This is a genomic window from Paragemmobacter ruber (assembly GCF_009908315.1).
GTDB classification, from domain to species: domain Bacteria; phylum Pseudomonadota; class Alphaproteobacteria; order Rhodobacterales; family Rhodobacteraceae; genus Paragemmobacter; species Paragemmobacter ruber.
In genome coordinates, this window is sequence record NZ_JAAATW010000002.1 from 51,907 (window position 1) to 69,046 (window position 17,140).

Below are 17,140 nucleotides of genomic sequence, written 5' to 3' on the forward strand. Positions count from 1 at the left end.
CCATTCAAAGGAGAAACGACATGGCAATGAAGATCCGTCTGGCCCGTGGTGGGTCGAAGAAGCGCCCGCACTATTCCATCGTGGCGTCCGATTCGCGCATGCCGCGCGATGGCCGCTTCCTGGAAAAGCTGGGGACCTACAACCCGCTGCTCGCCAAGGATGACGAGAACCGCATCAAGATGGACATGGACCGCGTGAAGCACTGGCTGTCGCAGGGCGCCCAGCCGACCGACCGGATCGCGCGCATGCTGGAGAATGCGGGCGTGCTGGCCAAGAAGACCCGCAACAACCCGAAATCGGCCGTGCCGGGCAAGCAGATGGCCGAGCGCGCCGCGAAGAAGGCCGCGCGCGCCGCGGCCCCGGCCGAAGAGTAAGCCTGACATCGCCGGGGGGCCGCATCGGCCCCCCGGACCCCCCCATCCCCTTCCTGCAACCGGGTGAATGACCATGACGCGACCTGACCGCATCTGCGTGGGCGCCATCGCCGGGTCTTTCGGCGTGCAGGGTGAGGTGAGGCTGAAGAGTTTCTGCGCCGCGCCCGAGGCGATTGCCGAATACGGGCCGCTCTGGACCGAGGATGGCGCGCGGTCCTTTACGATAAAGCTGACGCGGGCGGCGGTGTCGGGCGGGCTTGGCGCGCGCCTGTCGGGCGTGGCGACCAAGGAACAGGCGGATGCGCTGAAGGGTGTGCAGCTTTTTGCCGACCGTGACCGGCTGCCTGCGCTGCCGGATGATGAATTCTATCATGCCGATCTGATCGGGCTGACCGCGCAGGATGCGGGCGGGGCGATCCTTGGCAAGGTGCGCGCGGTCCACAATCACGGCGCGGGCGATCTGCTGGAAATCTTCGGCCCCGGGCAGAAGACCGCGCTGCTGGTGCCGTTCACGCGGGCGGTGGTGCCGACGGTGGACCTTGCGGCGGGGCGGATCGTCGTCGATCTGCCGGAAGACGTGGAATAGCGCCGATGACCGATGCTTCGGAAAAGGCCCCGCAACAGGGCCGTTCGCACGGGCGGCTGAAGGTGCAGGTGACGGCGGTGCCGCGCGACCTGATGGAAGAGCCGCGCCGGGTGAAGGGCGCGTGGGAAGCGCGGATCGTGACGCTGTTCCCGGAGGCATTTCCCGGTGTGCTGGGCCTGTCGCTGACAGGCAAGGCGCTGGATCAGGGGCTGTGGCGGCTGGAGACGCTGGATTTGCGGAGCTTTGGCGAAGGCAAGCACCGCAATGTGGACGATACGCCTGCAGGCGGCGGTGCGGGCATGGTGCTGCGCGCCGATGTGGTGGACCGGGCGCTGCGGCAGGCGATGGCCGGCGCGCCCATGGACCGGGGGCGGTGGCCGGTGGTCTATCTGTCGCCCCGCGGGCGGCGGTTCGATCAGGCGCAGGCGCGGGCCTGGGCGGCGGCGGAGGGTGTGACGATCCTGTGCGGGCGGTTCGAAGGCGTGGATCAGCGGGTTCTGGACCATTGGGACATCGAGGAAGTTTCGCTTGGTGATTTCGTGCTGACCGGGGGCGAGATCGCGGCGCAGGCGATGATCGACGCCACCGTGCGGTTGCTGCCCGATGTGCTGGGCAATGCGGCAAGCACGGAGGAGGAGAGCTTTTCCGACGGGCTGCTGGAGCATCCGCAATACACGCGGCCGGCGGTCTGGGAAGGGCGAGAGATCCCGCCTGTCCTGATGTCGGGCCATCATGGCGAGATCGAGAAGTGGCGGCGGGCGCAGCGCGAAGAGTTGACGCAGGCGCGACGCCCGGATCTGTGGGCGAAGCGGCAGGGGACGTGACCCCGCCCGGGTCACGCCCGGGGCGCGGGGTTGGTCAAGCGGCAAAGCCCCGCTTCGGCCCGTGTTACGGCCTGTGTTTCGGCCCGTGTTTCATCCCTTGACCGCAAGGCGGTTTCGCCCCTATACGCCCCCGGTCCGGGGTGGTTTCACCGTTCGGATCCGATTCCCTTTTGCCTCTGCCTTCTTCGGCGGGAACAAGGTGCGGGGGCGGCGCATGACAAGCAGGCCTGAACCTCTGGCGGGCGGATCCCTTGCGGGATGCGGACCCGATCGAAGACCGAGAGCTCTGGGGCGGCATAACCGCTGCGGGATCACCGCAGGCAGATGGAGACGGAAGCGATGAACCTTATCGCACAGATCGAGGCGGAGCAGATTGCCGCTCTCGGCAAGACGATCCCTGATTTCAAGGCGGGCGACACCATTCGCGTGGGCTACAAGGTCACCGAAGGGTCGCGGTCGCGGGTGCAGATGTATGAAGGCGTGTGCATCGGCCGCAAGGGCGGGCTGACGATCTCGGCCTCGTTCACGGTGCGCAAGATTTCCTTTGGCGAAGGCGTCGAGCGGGTGTTCCCGCTGTATTCGACCAACATCGATTCGATCGAAGTGGTCCGCCGTGGCCGGGTGCGCCGCGCCAAGCTGTACTATCTGCGCGACCGTCGCGGCAAATCGGCCCGTATCGCCGAAGTGACGAACTACAAAGAAAAGTCCGAGTAAGGAGCCGGAGCGATGAAAAAGGGCATTCACCCCGACTATCACATGATCACGGTCAAGATGACCGATGGCTCCACCTTCCAGACCCGCACCACCTGGGGCAAGGAAGGCGAGACGATGGCGCTGGACATCGACCCGCTGGCGCATCCGGCCTGGACCGGGCAGTCGGCCAAGCTGATGGATACCGGCGGCCGCGTGTCGAAGTTCAAGAACAAGTACGCGGGTCTGGGGTTCTGATCCCCACACCCATGCAAAGGTTCAACGCCGCCCCCCCATGGGCGGCGTTTTCCGTTGGGGCAGGGTAAGGAAGGGCTTGCGGATTTCCGCCAACTGGGCCTTATCCCTGTCTCGCCCTGCGGTCTGCCGCGCGGGGGTGCGAAGGTTCGGGGGTGCTGCATGGCGCATATCATCGTTGTCGGGAACGAGAAGGGCGGGTCGGGGAAATCGACCACCTGCATGCATGTGGCCACCGCGCTGGTGCGGATGGGGTTTCGCGTGGGGGCGCTTGACCTTGACCTCAGGCAGCGGAGTTTCGGCCGCTATGTGGAGAACCGCCGCGCCTATCTGGCGCGGGCGGGGCTGACGCTGCCCAGCCCGGACTATCGCGAATTGCCCGAGGTGCCGGCGGATCAGCTGCAGGCGGGCGAGAACGCCTTTGACGCTCGGCTCGCGGCGGCGATTGCCGCGCTGGAGCCGGTGTCGGATTTCATCGTGATCGACTGCCCGGGGTCGCATACGCGGCTGAGCCAAGTGGCCCATTCGCTGGCCGATACGCTGATCACGCCCTTGAACGACAGTTTCGTGGATTTCGATCTGCTGGCGCGGGTGGATCCTGAGACAGGCCGCGTGAAGGGGCCGTCGATCTATTCCGAGATGGTGTGGAATGCGCGGCAGCTGCGGGCGCAGGCAGGGCTGAAGCCCATCGACTGGATCGTGCTGCGCAACCGTCTGGGCGCGCAGCAGATGCACAACAAGAAGAAGGTGGGGGCGGCGCTGGAGGAATTGTCGCGGCGGATCGGGTTCCGCGTGGCGCCGGGCTTTTCCGAACGCGTGATCTTTCGCGAATTGTTTCCGCGGGGGCTGACGCTTCTTGATCTGCGCGACACGGGGGTGGATCAGTTGAACCTGTCCAACATCGCCGCGCGGCAGGAAGTGCGCGATCTGGTGGCCGAGCTTAGGCTGCCGGGTGTTCGGGTCGATTTCTGAGCGTGTCGAACGTCTGGCCCGTGAAGGGGCCGGTCTGCGGGACGCGCAGGGTTTCACGGGCGCCGATGCGTTGCAGGCGCTGGTCATAGGTCGGGTCGATCTGCCCGGCCTTGTGCGGCAGAAGGCCGATCTTTTCCAGAAGGGTAAGCCCGAATTGCATGTCCTTCTCCCGTCTTGTTGCCGGTGGGGCGGTGATGAGCTTCTCTCACTCTGACAGAGAAGCGCGGCAAGACTGGGGCGGTGGTTTGGTGATTTCCCGCCCGATTGGACGGAATGTCGGAAACAGGCGTCGCGGTGGACGGGGTTGAGCGGCGCGCAGTCTCTGTGCGATGACGGGCGCGGACGGGGGAGGAAGACCGATGGCCAACATGCTGTTTGATGCGCTGTTCGCGCCGCTGGACGGGCGGGAGGCGGTGCTTCTGGTGCTACCCGACGGGCGGCGGATCAGCGGGGATGGGTTTCTGCGCCTGGTGGCGCGGCAGGCGCAGGCGCTGCGCGGGCTTGGCCTTGGCAAGGGCGACCGGATCGTGGTGCAGGTGGGCAAGTCGCCCGAGGCGCTGGCGCTGTACGGTGCGGCGGTCGCGCTGGGCGCGATCTTCGTGCCGCTGAACACGGCCTACACGGCGGATGAGGTGGGGTATTTCCTGACCAATGCCGCGCCGCGCCTGTTCGTCTGCGACGGGGCAAAGGCCGGGGTCATGGCCCCGGTGGCGGCAGAGGCGGGCGCGCGGCTGGTTGTGCTGAATGCCGATGGATCGGGAGAGTTGTCCGATCTGGCGGCCGGTGCGGCGGATCGGGTGGAGCCGGTCGCTTGCGGGCCGGACGATCTGGCGGCCTTTCTCTACACATCGGGGACCACGGGGCGGTCGAAGGGGGCGATGCTTTCGCATCGGAACCTTTTGTCCAATGCCGAGGTTCTGGTGCGGGAATGGCGCTTTACGGGCGGGGATGTGCTGCTGCACGCACTGCCGATCTTTCACACGCATGGGCTGTTTGTGGCGTCGAACGTGGCGCTTTTGTCCGGGGCGGCGATGATCTGGCTGCCGGGCTTTGACGCGGGCGAGGTGCTGCGGCTGCTGCCGCAGGCGAGCGTGATGATGGGGGTGCCCACCTTCTATACCCGGCTGCTGGAGGATGCGCGGCTGGACCGTGATCTGGTGGGGCATATGCGGCTTTTCGTGTCGGGATCGGCGCCCCTCTTGGCCGAGACGCATGAGGCATGGGAGGCGCGGACGGGGCATCGCATCCTTGAACGCTATGGGATGACCGAGACGAACATGAACACCTCGAACCCCTACGCGGGCGAGCGGCGGGCGGGGACGGTGGGGTTCCCTCTGCCGGGTGTGGAGTTGCGCATCATAGCGGACGGGCAGGCGGTCGGCCCCGAAGAGGTGGGGATGATCGAGGTGCGGGGGCCGAACGTGTTTCAGGGCTACTGGCAGATGCCCGAAAAGACGGCTGAAGAATTGCGCTCGGACGGGTGGTTCATCACCGGCGATCTGGGGAAGCGGGATGCGGAGGGGTATGTCCATATCGTCGGGCGGGCGAAGGATCTGGTGATCACCGGGGGATACAACGTCTATCCCAAGGAGGTGGAACTCTTGCTCGATGAGGTGCCGGGGGTGGCCGAGAGCGCGGTGATCGGCGTGCCGCATCCGGATTTCGGCGAGGCGGTCTTTGCCGTGCTGGTGGCACAGAAGGGGGCGGCGGTGCAGCCGGAGGCGGCGCTGGCGGCGATCGCGGACAGGCTGGCACGGTTCAAGCAGCCGAAGGCGGCGGTGGTGGTGGACAGCCTGCCGCGCAATACGATGGGCAAGGTGCAGAAGAACCTGCTGCGGGACACCTACAGGGGATGGTTCAGCTGAGGCGGCTCGAAATCTGCGTCAGATTTCGCTGTCCTCGGGAAGTTCCGCGGCGAGGAACCGCTCGAACGCATCCAGATCGACCGGGTCGAATTGTCCAAAGCCCTGCATCCAGACTGATGCCGCGCGCAGGGCATCGGGTTCGAGCTTGCACCATTTCACGCGGCCGCGCTTTTCCTGCGTGATGAGGCCCGCTTCGGCCAGCACGGTGAGGTGCTTGGAAATGGCCGCCAGCGACATCTCGAAAGGGTGGGCCACATCGGTGACGGCCATGTCATCCTCGAGCAGCATGGTCAGGATCGCACGGCGCGTGGGATCGGCGAGGGCCGCGAAGACGGTGTCGAGCGAGGCAGGGACGGGGAGGGGCATGCAGATATCTTTGCGGGGTGGGGCGGGGATCGTCAACCGCGCGGTTGAATATGGCATGGAGGGCATGTGGCCTGCGATGGGCGGCAGGTGCCCATGATCCCGAGGCAGAAAACATCGTATTTTGAACAGGATAGGGGAAGCGCGCCTAGGGATTTCGGCGCTTGACTCAGGCCAGCCCCCTTCGTAGGTATCCCGCGACTGTTCTGGGGGCGCCCGACCATGGCTGAGGAACCCGATCACGCGCGTCTGCGGGCGCTCGAGGAGAGGATCGCCAAGGTGAAGGGCGCGGTCGAAGGACCGCGCAAGCGCCATCAGGACAACCAGTATTCGCAGGCGCAATTGGCGTGGCGGATGGTGGTGGAGCTTGTGGCCGGTCTCGGGATCGGTTTCGGCATCGGATACGGGTTGGATGTCCTGTTCGGGACGCTGCCCATCTTCATGGTGCTGTTCATTTTCGCGGGCCTCGCGGCGGGTGTGAAAACCATGCTGCGGTCCGCGAAAGAGGTGCAGGAACGCAAGGCGGCACAGGCCGCCGCAGAAGGGGACGACTGACGTGGCGGAAGAGGCGCATAGCGAAGGCGGTCTGGTGTTTCACCCGATGGACCAGTTCATCGTCAAGCCGCTGTTCGGCGAGGGTCCGGTGGAGTGGTACACGCCCACCAACGTGACCCTGTGGCTGGGCATTGCGGTGCTGTGCACGGTGGCGCTGTTCGTTCTGGGCACGCGCGGGCGCGCCATCATCCCGACGCGGGTGCAGTCGATTGCCGAACTCGCCTACGGCTTCATCTACAAGATGGTGGAAGACATCGCCGGCCCGGATGGCGCGCGGTATTTCCCGAAGATCTTCACGCTCTTCGTCTTCATCATCATGACGAACTATCTGGCGCTGATCCCGATGTCGTTCAGCCCTACGTCGCATATCGCGGCGACGGCGGTGCTGGGCTTTGGCGTGTTCATCGCCGTGACGGTTCTGGGCTTCGTCAAGAACGGGACGCATTTCCTTGGCCTGTTCTGGATGTCGGATGCGCCGCTGGTGCTGCGCCCGATCATCGCGGTGATCGAGGTGATTTCCTACTTCGTGCGCCCGGTCAGCCATTCCATCCGACTGGCGGGCAACATCATGGCCGGTCATACCGTGATCAAGGTCTTTGCCGCTTTTGCCGGTGTTGCGGCGCTGGCGCCGGTGTCGGTGCTGGCCATCGTCGCCATCTATGGCCTTGAGGTGCTGGTCGCCTTCATCCAGGCCTACGTCTTTACCATCCTGACCTGCGTCTACCTGCGGGATGCCCTGCATCCCGGCCACTGAGGCGCGGTTCGGTTCAAATCAACAGCATTCCATCGCAAGGAGAAAATCATGGAAGGCGATATCGCAAGCATGGGTCAGTTCATCGGTGCCGGCCTCGCCGCCATCGGTTCGGGCATGGCTGCCATCGGTGTGGGCAATGTGGCGGCGAACTTCCTCGCCGGTGCGCTGCGCAACCCGTCGGCTGCCGGTTCGCAGACCGCCACGCTGTTCATCGGTCTGGCCTTTGCCGAAGCTCTGGGGATCTTCGCGTTCCTCGTCGCGCTTCTGCTGATGTTCGCCGTCTGATCTGACTTCGTATCCTTGTTGGAGGGCGCGCCGGTGGACCGGCGCCCCTTCGAAGTTCAAAGGGTCCGGCGGAGGACAAGATGGCAACTGAAACGACTGGCGCGGCAATCGGGGCCTGCGTGGATGGCAATGGCGGCGCCATCGGCATGCCGCAGCTTTGCGTCGAGTGGATGCCGAACCAGATCTTCTGGTTGGTCGTCGCACTGATCGTGATCTATTTCGTGCTGTCGCGCATCGCGCTGCCGCGCATCGGCGGGGTTCTTGCCGAGCGCAAGGGCACGATCACGAATGACCTGACGGCGGCGGAAGAGCTGAAGGCCAAGGCGGTGGAAGCCGAGAAGGCCTATCAGGATGCGCTGGCGCGCGCCCGGGCAGAAGCGGCCAAGATCGTGGCCGAGGCACGGGCGGAGATCCAGAAGGATCTGGACGCGGCCACGGCGCGGGCCGATGCCGAGATCGCGGCGCGGTCGGCGGAATCGGAAAAGCGGATCGGCGAGATTCGCGCCGGTGCGCTGGAGGCCGTGACCGAGGTGGCGAAGGACACCGCCAAGGAACTGGTGTCGGCGCTGGGCGGCAAGGCGGATGCGCGGTCGGTGACCGCGGCTGTCAATGCACGGCTGAAGGGGTAAGGGCGATGAAAAAGCTTCTGGCAATCTTCGCCCTGGGCGCCTCGCCCGCCATGGCGGCGAGCGGCAAGCCGTTCTTTTCGCTGTCGAACACCGATTTCGTGGTGAGCATCGGCTTCCTCGTCTTTATCGGCATCATCCTGTACTACAAGGTTCCGGCCAAGATCACCGGGCTGCTGGATGCGCGGGCCGCGCAGATCAAGGCGGAACTGGATGAGGCGCGTGCCCTGCGGGACGAGGCGAAGGCGCTGCTTGCGTCCTATGAGCGCAAGCAGAAAGAGGTGCAGGAGCAATCCGATCGCATCGTCGCCAATGCCAAGGAAGAGGCCATGACGGCGGCAGCGCAGGCCAAGGCCGATCTGCAGACGTCGATCGCGCGGCGGATGGCGGCGGCAGAGGATCAGATCGCCTCGGCCGAGGCGTCGGCGATCCGCGCGGTGCGCGAGCAGGCCATCGCGGTGGCCGTCGCGGCGGCGGGTGACGTGCTGGCCAAGCAGATGACGGCAGAGGGGGCCTCTGCATCCATCGACGCGGCCATCAAGCAGGTCGAAGCCAAGCTGCACTGACCGCAGAAAGATCCCATTGAGGAAACCCGGTGCGCTGCGCCGGGTTTTTTCTTTTGCCTGTCAGCGATCCTGTTCGTGTTCAAGGCGCTGGCGGGCCACGGCCTCGTTCCTCGCGGCGCGGGCCTGTTCGTTCAGCGCCACCTCGACATAGGTGAGGTGATCTTCGACCGCGCGGCGGGCGGCGGCCGGGTTGCGCGCCTGCAGGGCGGTGTTGATCGCGCGGTGCTGGTCAAGAAGCGCCTCGCGCGTGGTGCGGGCCTTGAACATCATCTGGCGATTGTAGAACACGCCCTGACGGAGCAGGTCGAACATCGACCGCATCATGTGCAGCATCACCACGTTGTGGCTGGCCTCGATGATGGCCATGTGGAATTCGGCATCCAGCGCGGCCTCGTCCGACGGATCGCGCTTGCCATGGGCGGCTTCCATCTTGGTGAAGATGGCGTTGATCACCATCAGGTCGGTGTCGGAGGCAAGGCGGGCGGCGCGTTCGGCGGCGAGCCCCTCCATATCGCGGCGAAAGGCGATGTAGTCGAACACCGCCTCGTCATGCCGGGCGAAGAGATCGACCAGCGCGGGGGCGAAGGCGCCGCCCAGCACCTCGGCCACGTAGATCCCGGCATTGGGGCGGGCGACGAGGAGGCCGCGGTCCTGCAGATCGCCGATGGCTTCGCGCAGCGACGGGCGCGACACATCCATGCGTTCGGCCAGTTCACGTTCGGACGGCAGGCGTTCGCCGGGCCGCAGGATGCCGCGCAGGATCAGAAGTTCGATCTGCCGGATTACGGTCTGCGACAGCTTCTCGGGGCGGACTTTGTGGAAGGGCATGGCATCCTCGGGGATTGGTCGGAATTTATGACCAAAACCGGGGGGCAGCAATGGCAAAGGCCCGGATGCGAAAGGGCCGGGCGCAGGGGCCCGGCCTTTCCTGGCGTTCTGCCGTGCGCTTAGCGCGTCGGGCGGATGATGATTTCCACGCGGCGGTTCTGGGCGCGCCCTTCCGGCGTGAGGTTCGAGGCGATGGGCTGATCCTCGCCCCGGCCGAAGGCGGTGATGCGGGGCGACGGCACGCCGCTGCCACGCAGGATATCGGCGACCGATACGGCGCGGCGCTGCGACAGATCCTGATTGTAGCTGGCCGAGCCGGTGTTGTCGGTGTGGCCGATGATCTGGATCTGGCTGTTGGGATAGCGCAGCAGGTTCTGCGCCACCGAGCGGATGTCGTCCTGCAGGTCGGGGCGCAGGGCGGCGCTGTCCACGGCAAAGAGCAGGTCCTGCGGCATGTTGACGACAAGGTAATCGCCCATGTTCGTCACGTTGAACTGGCCGTTGATGCCGCGCAATTCGGCGGCCTGCGCGTCCAGCGTGGCCCCGATGGCCCCGCCCACAACGGCACCGATGCCCGCGCCCACGGCGGTTTTCAGCAGGCGGTCATCGCTGCTTTGCGATCCCAGAAGGCCACCCGCCATGGCGCCGATCAGGGCGCCCGACTGGGTGCGCGGGCCAGCGGCGGGTTGCGTGGCGTAAGGGTCGGCCGGAACGCAGGCCGTAAGCGCCAGAACGCCGAGGGCGGACAGGGTGAGGGGTGTCTTGAGGGTCATAGCAATCGCCTTGATGGTTATGTCCCGCCACGCGCGGGTGCAGGTGGTTCTTATACCAATCGGCGCTTCGGCTGGATAGCGATGGCCCTTCTGCGGCAACATTCCGCGCATCACATTCCGGTGCGGGCCGACTCCCAGGCCAGGATCGCGCGCTTGACCGGCAGGCCCCAGTGATAGCCGCCAAGGCTGCCGTCGCGGCGCAAGGCACGGTGGCAAGGGATCAGAAAACTGATCGGATTGCGCCCCACGGCGGTGCCGACGGCGCGCACCGCCTTTGGGTTGCCGATGATGCCTGCGATTTCGCTGTAGGTGGTGACATGGCCCGTGGGGATGCGCATGAGCGCCTCCCAGACCTTGATCTGGAAGGGCGCGCCGATCAGGTGAAGGGGGGTCTTGCCCACGCCATCGGTTCCGAAGGCATCCAGCACCCAGGGGCGCAGGGCGGTGGGGTCTTCCACGAAGGTTGCCTTGGGCCAGCGGCGCAGCAGGTCTTCAAAGGCGGCCTCTGCCCCCATCTCGGCGGCAAAGCCCATGCCGCAGAGCCCCCTGTCGGTGCCCATGACGATGGCGGGGCCGAAGGGGCTGTCGAACCAGCCCCAGCGGATGGTCAGCCCTTCGCCCCCGCGGGCAAAATCGCCGGGGGTCATGGCTTCCCATGTCAGGAACAGGTCATGCAGGCGGCCCGTGCCGGACAGGCCGGTTTCAATCGCGGTTTCCAGCGTGGTGAAGCGGTCGGCCAGCATCCGGCGGGCGTGGTCGAGCGTCAGGTATTGCTGATAGCGCTTGGGCGATATGCCCACCCATTGCGAAAAGGTGCGCTGGAAATGGGCGGGCGACATGTCCATCCGCTGGGCGAGATCGTCGAGCGTCAGATTGGGACCAGCCTCGTCGATCACCTTCAGGGCGCGGGCGATGACGGCGTAGTGATAGGCGGGGGATTGATCGGTCATTGCGGTCTCCTTGGCCCCAATCTATGGGCGCGGGCGGCCACAGGCGACCCGGATTCTGCGCATCCCGCCCGGTTCCCGCCTTGCCGGGTTTCGCGGTGTCGCTTAAGGCAGGGGCATGGCCAAGCAGCTTTCCTATGCCCCGATGAAGGAGATCTTCACCCGCTTCCACGCGCTGGAGGCGGAGCCGGAGGGGGAGTTGGAGCATGTCAACGCCTTCACCCTGCTGGTGGCGGTGGCGCTGTCGGCGCAGGCGACCGATGTGGGGGTGAACCGCGCGACACGGGGCCTGTTCGCGGTGGCGGACACGCCCGAAAAGATGCTCGCCTTGGGCGAAGAGGGGCTGATCCAGCATATCAAGACGATCGGGCTTTATCGCAACAAGGCGAAGAACGTCATCAAGCTGTGCCGGATCCTGATCGAGGAGTTCGGGGGAGAGGTGCCATCGTCCCGCGCGGCGCTGCAATCCCTGCCCGGCGTGGGGCGCAAGACGGCGAATGTGGTGCTGAACATGTGGTTCCGCCAGCCCGCGCAGGCGGTGGACACGCATATCTTCCGCGTCGGCAACCGCACCGGGATCGCGCCGGGAAAGGACGAGACGGCGGTGGAACGCGCCATCGAGGACCATGTACCCGCCGAGTTCCAATTGCACGCGCATCACTGGCTGATCCTGCATGGCCGCTATATCTGCGTGGCGCGCAAACCCAAATGCGGCATCTGCCCGATCCGCGACCTTTGCCAGTATGAGGAAAAGACCGAATGAAGACCTATGATGTCGTCGGCATCGGCAATGCCATCGTCGATGTGTTCACCCAGGCCGATGACAGCTTCATCGAGATGATGGGGATCGAAAAAGGCATCATGCAGTTGGTAGAGCGCGAGCGGGGCGAATTGCTCTATGCCGCGATGAAGGAGCGGGTGCAGGCCCCCGGTGGATCGGTGGCCAACACGATCGCGGGTCTTGGGAACCTCGGGCTGCGCACCGCCTTTATCGGGCGGGTGCATGACGATGCGCTGGGGCGGTTCTACGCCAAGACCATGGCCGACGGCGGCACCGCCTTTCCCAACCCGCCCGTGGCGGGGGGCGAGTTGCCGACCTCGCGGTCGATGATCTTCGTCTCGCCCGATGGCGAGCGGTCGATGAACACCTATCTTGGGATTTCCTCGGAGCTTGGGCCTGACGACGTGTCGGATGCCGTGGCGGGGGAGGCGGTGCTCTTGTTCCTCGAAGGCTATCTCTACGACAAGCCCAAGGGAAAGCAGGCCTTTGAACGCGCGGCCAAGCTGTGCCGCAACGCGGGCGGAAAGGCGGGGATCGCGCTTTCGGATCCGTTCTGCGTGGACCGCCACCGGGATGACTTTCGCCGGCTGGTGAAGGAGCTCGACTACGTGATCGGGAATGAACACGAATGGTCCTCGCTCTATCAGACCGACCTGTCGGCGGCGCTGGAACAGGCCGCGCAGGATGCGGGCGTGGTGGTCTGCACGCGGTCGGGGGATGAAGTGATCCTTGTGCGCGGGGAAGAGATGGTCACGGTGCCGGTGAACCGCGTGGTGCCGGTGGATGCCACGGGGGCAGGCGATCAGTTCGCGGCGGGCTTCCTCTACGGGCTTGCCACGGGCCAGTCGCTGACTGTGGCGGGGCGCATGGGCTGTGTCGCGGCGGCAGAGGTGATCAGCCATTTCGGTGCGCGCCCCGAGGCGGACCTGAAGGCGCTGTTCCGCAAGGACGGGCTGATCTGAGCGGCGCGCCTGCTGTGTCCGTGTTTTGACGGGACCCGGGCAGGCTGCTTCATCTTGGCGAAAATACCCTCGGGGGTCCGGGGGCAGACAGCCCCCGGGGATAGGGGCCGGGCGTGTCAGTCGCCCAGCTTGGCGTGGACCTCGTCGAGATCGACCTCGCCCTTGGGCATCTTGTTCGCGGGATTGTCGAAATCGTATTTGAACAGCTGGAAATCGCGCTTGTAGATTTCCCACATCAGGTGATGCGACAGGTCGTCGAAATAGGCCTCAACCGGGTGCAGGCGTTTCGGACCGTGGCCTTCGCTTTCGTTGAACTTCGGGATCTTCTTCAGGTTGACCTTGTGGCGGGTCTTGATGTTGTCCAGCACGACCTGCATGCCGTCATCAAACTTTTCGGTAAAGAAGATGTGGTCATAGCGCCCACCGTTCACGATGAAGGTGGAGATATGGCCCGACATGGCCGACCAGTGGATGTCAGGCTCCATCGGTTTGCGGAAGCGGATGGTGTCGCGCGCGAAGAGAAGGAAGCGGCGGAAGCTGGCGATCTGGTCAAACTCCTGCTTGCCGTCGTCGCCGCCGACCTCGATCCCATATTTCTGCACCAGCATGGGCACGAGATTGCCGCGATAGCGCTTGCCGTTGCGCTGGATGCCGCAGATCTTGTCGAAGAACGACGACAGGATGCGGGTATAGGGGTTGCGCACGCAGGTGAAGGCAAAGGATTTGTGCGCCTTCACATTCGCCTCGATCACGCGCTGGCTGTCCTCCTGCGCCCATTTGTGCAGGCCCGAGGTGCTGTCATGGATGTCGCCATCGTAGAAGCGGCCATGATCGGAATAAAACATGATCTGGCCGATGGACGAGCAGGCGCATTTGGGCACCACGCGGTACACAACGCTTTCGCTTTCCGTCATCCAGGTGCCGGGAAAACCCATTTACCTACTGCCTCCAACGCCGGGCGATCTGACGTGCCCTTGACCCAATGGCCACAAAAAAGCAAAGAAAACCTGTCTATTCAATGACCGTTGATGTTATTTGTCCATTCAGTGACAGATAGCCCACCGTTGCAGCGCGGAGTCCATGGCCAAGATCGCGTATATCCTTCTGTGCCACAAGGATCCCGATGGCATCATCGCGCAGGCCGAACGGCTGACGGCGGCGGGGGATTTCATCTCGATCCATTTCGACGCCCGCGCGCCGCGCGCCGCGTTTGACCGCATCCGCGCGGCGCTGTCGGACAATCCTTCGGTCACCTTCGCGCGCAAGCGGATCAAATGCGGCTGGGGCGAGTGGAGCCTGGTGGAGGCCACGCTTCTGGCGGTGCGGGCGGCGGTGGAGGCCTTTCCGCGCGCCACGCATTTCTACATGCTGTCGGGCGATTGCATGCCGATCAAATCGGCGGAATTCGCCCGCGCCCTGCTTGACCGGGAAGAGGCGGATTACATCGAAAGCTTTGATTTCTTTACCTCGGACTGGATCAAGACGGGGATCAAGGAAGAGCGGCTGATCTATCGCCACTGGTTCAACGAACGCACGCAGAAGAAGTTGTTCTACGGGTCGATGCAGGTGCAGCGGCGGCTGGGGCTGGCGCGCCCGGTGCCTGCGGATATCCAGATGCAGATCGGCAGCCAATGGTGGTGCCTGCGGCGGCGCACGGTGGAATGGGTGCTGGAGTTCTGCGCGGCGCGGCGCGATGTGATGCGGTTCTTCCGCACCACATGGATCCCGGATGAGACCTTCTTCCAGACGCTGGTGCGCCATCTGGTGCCTGAGGCGGAGATCCGGTCGCGGACGCTGACCTTCCTGATGTTCACCGATTACGGGATGCCGCTGACATTCTACAACGATCATTACGATCTGCTTTTGTCACAGGACTATCTGTTCGCCCGCAAGATTTCGCCCGATGCGCTGGACCTGAAGGAGCGGTTGGGCAAGCTTTACGCGGCCAAGGGCGTGCAGTTCACCATTTCGAACGAGGGGCGCAGCCTGTTTCGGTTCCTGACCGGGCGGGGCCGGGTGGGGCGGCGCTTTGCGCCGCGGTTCTGGGAGCGGGAATCGTCGCTGGGCCGCGAACGTACGCTGATGATGGTGACCTGCAAGAAATGGCATGTCGCCAAGCGGTTGGTCGAACGGGTGCGGGATGTGACCAACCTGCCCGCGATGGATTATCTGTTCAACGAAGCCTCCACCCCGCTGCCTGATCTGGGCGGCATCCAGACCACGCTGGAAAAGCGGACGCGGCACCGGCGGGCGCTGGTGCGGATGCTGTTCGACTATTGGCAGTCGGACCGGCTTTTGTTCTGCATTGATCCGGCGAATGTCGATCTGATGCAGGATTTCTACAACGACAAGGCGCAGGTGCGTCTGCTGGAAATCGAGTGCGATTTCACCGACGACTATCTGGTGGGCCATGCGCGCCGGGTGGGCCTTGCGGGGGATCGCACACCGAAAGAGACGATCGACCGGCTGCTGCCGACGATCCGCTATGACGTGAAGTTCGAAAGCGACCGGATCCGGGATGCGAACTTCCCCGGGTTCCATCGCATCCGGCAAAGCGCGAGCGTGGATGAAAACACCCTGCCCTTGGCGGAGTTCCTTGATATTCCTGTCGAAAAGGCGCGGGAAATCGCCGCGACGGGGCATCTTTTTGTGGATTGAGGACCATGGCGCATAGCTACGACGAGACCAATATCTTCGCCCGCATCCTGCGCGGCGAGATCCCGAACAAGACGGTGATCGAGACGGATCACACGCTGGCCTTCCACGACATCAACCCGCAGGCGCCGCATCATGTGTTGGTGATCCCGAAGGGCCCCTATGTGACCTTCGATCATTTCTGCGCCGAGGCGAGCGATGCCGAGATCGTGGATTTCCACCGCACGGCGGCGAGTGTCTGCGCCATGCTGGGGGTGAGCCTTGGCGATGGCGGGGCGGGGTATCGGGGCATCACCAATGCGGGCGGGCATGGCGGGCAGGAAGTGCCGCATTACCACCTGCATATCGTGGGTGGCGCGCCCCTGGGGCGGATGCTGTCGCGCGACTGAAAGCGCATGGATCGGGTCGCGCGGGGCGCGGCCTGATGGGCAAGGTGGGGGCCTTCTGATGGAGGTTTGCCATGCTGCGCTTTGTTCCCATCCCGACCGGGATTGCCCGCCATTATCAGGCGGGGGGTGTTGATTCCTATGGGCTTTTGCCCGAAAGCAAGGTTTCGGACGGGGGTGGAAACCCCTGCCGGCATTGCCTGCGCATGATCCCGGAGGGCAAGGGGATGCTGGTGCTGGCGCATCGGCCCTTTGGCAGTGTTCAACCCTATGCGGAGACGGGGCCGATCTTCCTGTGTGCGCAAGGATGCGATGCCGGGGGCGGGGCGGATGTGCCTGAGATCCTTGCCTCGCCCGATTATATCGTCCGGGGTTATGGCGCGGATGAGCGGATCGTCTATGGCACCGGGGGCGTGGTGGCGACCGGGGACATTCCGGCGCGGGCGGCGGCGTTGCTGGCGCTGCCGGAGGTGGATTTCGTGCATGTCCGGTCGGCGCGGAACAATTGCTTTCAGCTGCGGGTGGAGCGGGGATGAGGGGGCCGTGCGACCCGCGTTAACGCATTGGGGTGGAGGGGGGCTAATTTGTTGAAATGATACCTCTATCCCTGGCAGAGCTGTGCCGTGACGGGTGCAGACGCGCAGTGCAGACAGGCGTGCATACAAAATCCGGCAGGGTGATGGGTGCAGTTATGGTTAACGGTGCGCTGGTGCTGCGGCCCCCCCCTCTCTCCCTGACCCTCTCCCCCCGTTCGGGTGGAGAGGGAAAGGCGCCTCAACCCGGGCGGTGGCGCCGGGGGTGGGGGGGAGTTTGGGTATTTGAGCCAAGGTGAAAGGGCGAAGGGAAGGCGCTGTGTCAAGGCTGCGGATTGGCGGCATCCCAGGCCTTGCGCCAGTGTTTCGGGGCGGCATCGCGCCAGTGGCGGATCAGGCGGGGGCGCGCCCATCAGGGACCAATCCGTCCGGCGCGGACGCGGATCAGGGCCGGGGGGCATGGTCTGGGTGAAGGAAGACGGTTTCCGGGTCGGCTTGCCCCAGCCTGTCGCGTTCGGCCCTGATGACGGCGGCAACTTCACGGGCGGACCAGTCGCCCC

Annotated in this window: 23 protein-coding genes; 17 read left to right on the top strand and 6 right to left on the bottom strand. The window is 64.9% G+C overall.

Translation table 11 applies throughout. The annotated features are described in order from the left end of the window. Positions 1 to 20 precede the first annotated feature (20 nt). The 6 genes from rpsP (at position 21) to GU920_RS08680 (ending at position 3,701) form a co-directional block, all read left to right on the top strand. On the top strand, positions 21 to 374 hold the full coding sequence (rpsP, locus tag GU920_RS08655; RefSeq protein WP_161766640.1) for a 30S ribosomal protein S16: 354 nt from the start codon (positions 21 to 23) through the stop codon (positions 372 to 374). 73 nt (positions 375 to 447) lie between these two features. After that, the gene (gene rimM, locus GU920_RS08660) at positions 448 to 960 is read left to right on the top strand and encodes a ribosome maturation factor RimM (RefSeq protein WP_161767303.1); all 513 of its coding nucleotides are present in this window, start codon (positions 448 to 450) and stop codon (positions 958 to 960) included. Between the two features lie 5 nt (positions 961 to 965). After that, positions 966 to 1,784: a tRNA (guanosine(37)-N1)-methyltransferase TrmD gene (gene trmD / locus GU920_RS08665; protein ID WP_161766641.1), complete on the top strand. Its 819-nt coding sequence runs from the start codon at positions 966 to 968 to the stop codon at positions 1,782 to 1,784. Positions 1,785 to 2,123: 339 nt separating this feature from the next. Then, the gene (rplS, locus tag GU920_RS08670) at positions 2,124 to 2,498 is read left to right on the top strand and encodes a 50S ribosomal protein L19 (protein WP_161766642.1); all 375 of its coding nucleotides are present in this window, start codon (positions 2,124 to 2,126) and stop codon (positions 2,496 to 2,498) included. A gap of 12 nt (positions 2,499 to 2,510) precedes the next feature. Then, a complete protein-coding gene (gene rpmE / locus GU920_RS08675) occupies positions 2,511 to 2,732 on the top strand; it encodes a 50S ribosomal protein L31 (RefSeq protein WP_161766643.1) in 222 nt (73 codons plus the stop codon). Positions 2,733 to 2,891: 159 nt separating this feature from the next. Continuing rightward, positions 2,892 to 3,701, top strand: a complete 810-nt coding sequence (locus tag GU920_RS08680) for a division plane positioning ATPase MipZ (protein WP_161766644.1) — start codon at positions 2,892 to 2,894, stop codon at positions 3,699 to 3,701. Here the strand turns inward: GU920_RS08680 and GU920_RS08685 are convergent. Beyond that, positions 3,670 to 3,861 (bottom strand): hypothetical protein, encoded by a 192-nt coding sequence (locus tag GU920_RS08685; RefSeq protein ID WP_161766645.1) that lies wholly within the window; start codon positions 3,859 to 3,861, stop codon positions 3,670 to 3,672. The two genes, GU920_RS08680 and GU920_RS08685, sit on opposite strands and share 32 nt — an antisense overlap. A gap of 199 nt (positions 3,862 to 4,060) precedes the next feature. On the opposite strand from GU920_RS08685, the gene GU920_RS08690 reads away from it, so the two are divergent. After that, the gene (locus GU920_RS08690) at positions 4,061 to 5,566 is read left to right on the top strand and encodes a malonate--CoA ligase (RefSeq protein ID WP_161766646.1); all 1,506 of its coding nucleotides are present in this window, start codon (positions 4,061 to 4,063) and stop codon (positions 5,564 to 5,566) included. Between the two features lie 18 nt (positions 5,567 to 5,584). Here the strand turns inward: GU920_RS08690 and GU920_RS08695 are convergent, their stop codons facing one another. Further along, the gene (locus GU920_RS08695) at positions 5,585 to 5,932 is read right to left on the bottom strand and encodes an ArsR/SmtB family transcription factor (protein ID WP_161766647.1); all 348 of its coding nucleotides are present in this window, start codon (positions 5,930 to 5,932) and stop codon (positions 5,585 to 5,587) included. 219 nt (positions 5,933 to 6,151) lie between these two features. Here GU920_RS08695 and GU920_RS08700 point away from each other — a divergent pair, with 219 nt between their 5' ends. From GU920_RS08700 to GU920_RS08720, 5 genes are all read left to right on the top strand, one after another. Beyond that, complete coding sequence (locus tag GU920_RS08700; RefSeq protein ID WP_161766648.1) at positions 6,152 to 6,484, top strand: AtpZ/AtpI family protein; 333 nt, start codon at positions 6,152 to 6,154, stop codon at positions 6,482 to 6,484. A gap of 1 nt (position 6,485) precedes the next feature. Next, positions 6,486 to 7,238, top strand: a complete 753-nt coding sequence (locus GU920_RS08705) for a F0F1 ATP synthase subunit A (RefSeq protein ID WP_328799248.1) — start codon at positions 6,486 to 6,488, stop codon at positions 7,236 to 7,238. Between the two features lie 48 nt (positions 7,239 to 7,286). Continuing rightward, on the top strand, positions 7,287 to 7,523 hold the full coding sequence (locus GU920_RS08710) for a F0F1 ATP synthase subunit C (RefSeq protein WP_161766649.1): 237 nt from the start codon (positions 7,287 to 7,289) through the stop codon (positions 7,521 to 7,523). 80 nt (positions 7,524 to 7,603) lie between these two features. After that, complete coding sequence (locus GU920_RS08715; RefSeq protein WP_161766650.1) at positions 7,604 to 8,152, top strand: F0F1 ATP synthase subunit B'; 549 nt, start codon at positions 7,604 to 7,606, stop codon at positions 8,150 to 8,152. A 5-nt stretch (positions 8,153 to 8,157) separates the two neighbouring features. Further along, on the top strand, positions 8,158 to 8,715 hold the full coding sequence (locus tag GU920_RS08720; protein ID WP_161766651.1) for a F0F1 ATP synthase subunit B: 558 nt from the start codon (positions 8,158 to 8,160) through the stop codon (positions 8,713 to 8,715). 60 nt (positions 8,716 to 8,775) lie between these two features. Here the strand turns inward: GU920_RS08720 and GU920_RS08725 are convergent, their stop codons facing one another. From GU920_RS08725 to GU920_RS08735, 3 genes are all read right to left on the bottom strand, one after another. Continuing rightward, the gene (locus GU920_RS08725; protein WP_161766652.1) at positions 8,776 to 9,543 is read right to left on the bottom strand and encodes an FCD domain-containing protein; all 768 of its coding nucleotides are present in this window, start codon (positions 9,541 to 9,543) and stop codon (positions 8,776 to 8,778) included. A gap of 119 nt (positions 9,544 to 9,662) precedes the next feature. Continuing rightward, complete coding sequence (locus GU920_RS08730; RefSeq protein ID WP_161766653.1) at positions 9,663 to 10,316, bottom strand: OmpA family protein; 654 nt, start codon at positions 10,314 to 10,316, stop codon at positions 9,663 to 9,665. 110 nt (positions 10,317 to 10,426) lie between these two features. After that, positions 10,427 to 11,266: a methylated-DNA--[protein]-cysteine S-methyltransferase gene (locus tag GU920_RS08735; protein ID WP_161766654.1), complete on the bottom strand. Its 840-nt coding sequence runs from the start codon at positions 11,264 to 11,266 to the stop codon at positions 10,427 to 10,429. 115 nt (positions 11,267 to 11,381) lie between these two features. Between GU920_RS08735 and nth the strand changes: the two genes are divergently transcribed. Next, on the top strand, positions 11,382 to 12,026 hold the full coding sequence (gene nth / locus GU920_RS08740) for an endonuclease III (protein WP_161766655.1): 645 nt from the start codon (positions 11,382 to 11,384) through the stop codon (positions 12,024 to 12,026). Continuing rightward, positions 12,023 to 13,006 (top strand): adenosine kinase, encoded by a 984-nt coding sequence (locus GU920_RS08745; protein WP_161766656.1) that lies wholly within the window; start codon positions 12,023 to 12,025, stop codon positions 13,004 to 13,006. The genes nth and GU920_RS08745 overlap by 4 nt, the downstream gene beginning before the upstream one ends. A 116-nt stretch (positions 13,007 to 13,122) precedes the next feature. On the opposite strand, the gene GU920_RS08750 is transcribed toward GU920_RS08745, so the two are convergent. Beyond that, positions 13,123 to 13,941 carry a sulfotransferase family protein gene (locus GU920_RS08750; protein ID WP_161766657.1) on the bottom strand — a complete coding sequence of 273 codons (819 nt, stop codon included), beginning with the start codon at positions 13,939 to 13,941 and terminating at the stop codon, positions 13,123 to 13,125. Positions 13,942 to 14,086: 145 nt separating this feature from the next. On the opposite strand from GU920_RS08750, the gene GU920_RS08755 reads away from it, so the two are divergent. From GU920_RS08755 to GU920_RS08765, 3 genes are all read left to right on the top strand, one after another. Next, positions 14,087 to 15,664 (top strand): DUF5928 domain-containing protein, encoded by a 1,578-nt coding sequence (locus tag GU920_RS08755; RefSeq protein WP_161766658.1) that lies wholly within the window; start codon positions 14,087 to 14,089, stop codon positions 15,662 to 15,664. A gap of 5 nt (positions 15,665 to 15,669) precedes the next feature. Then, positions 15,670 to 16,050 carry an HIT domain-containing protein gene (locus GU920_RS08760; protein ID WP_161766659.1) on the top strand — a complete coding sequence of 127 codons (381 nt, stop codon included), beginning with the start codon at positions 15,670 to 15,672 and terminating at the stop codon, positions 16,048 to 16,050. A 71-nt stretch (positions 16,051 to 16,121) separates the two neighbouring features. After that, the gene (locus GU920_RS08765; protein WP_161766660.1) at positions 16,122 to 16,583 is read left to right on the top strand and encodes a DUF1203 domain-containing protein; all 462 of its coding nucleotides are present in this window, start codon (positions 16,122 to 16,124) and stop codon (positions 16,581 to 16,583) included. The last annotated feature ends 557 nt before the right edge of the window (positions 16,584 to 17,140 follow it).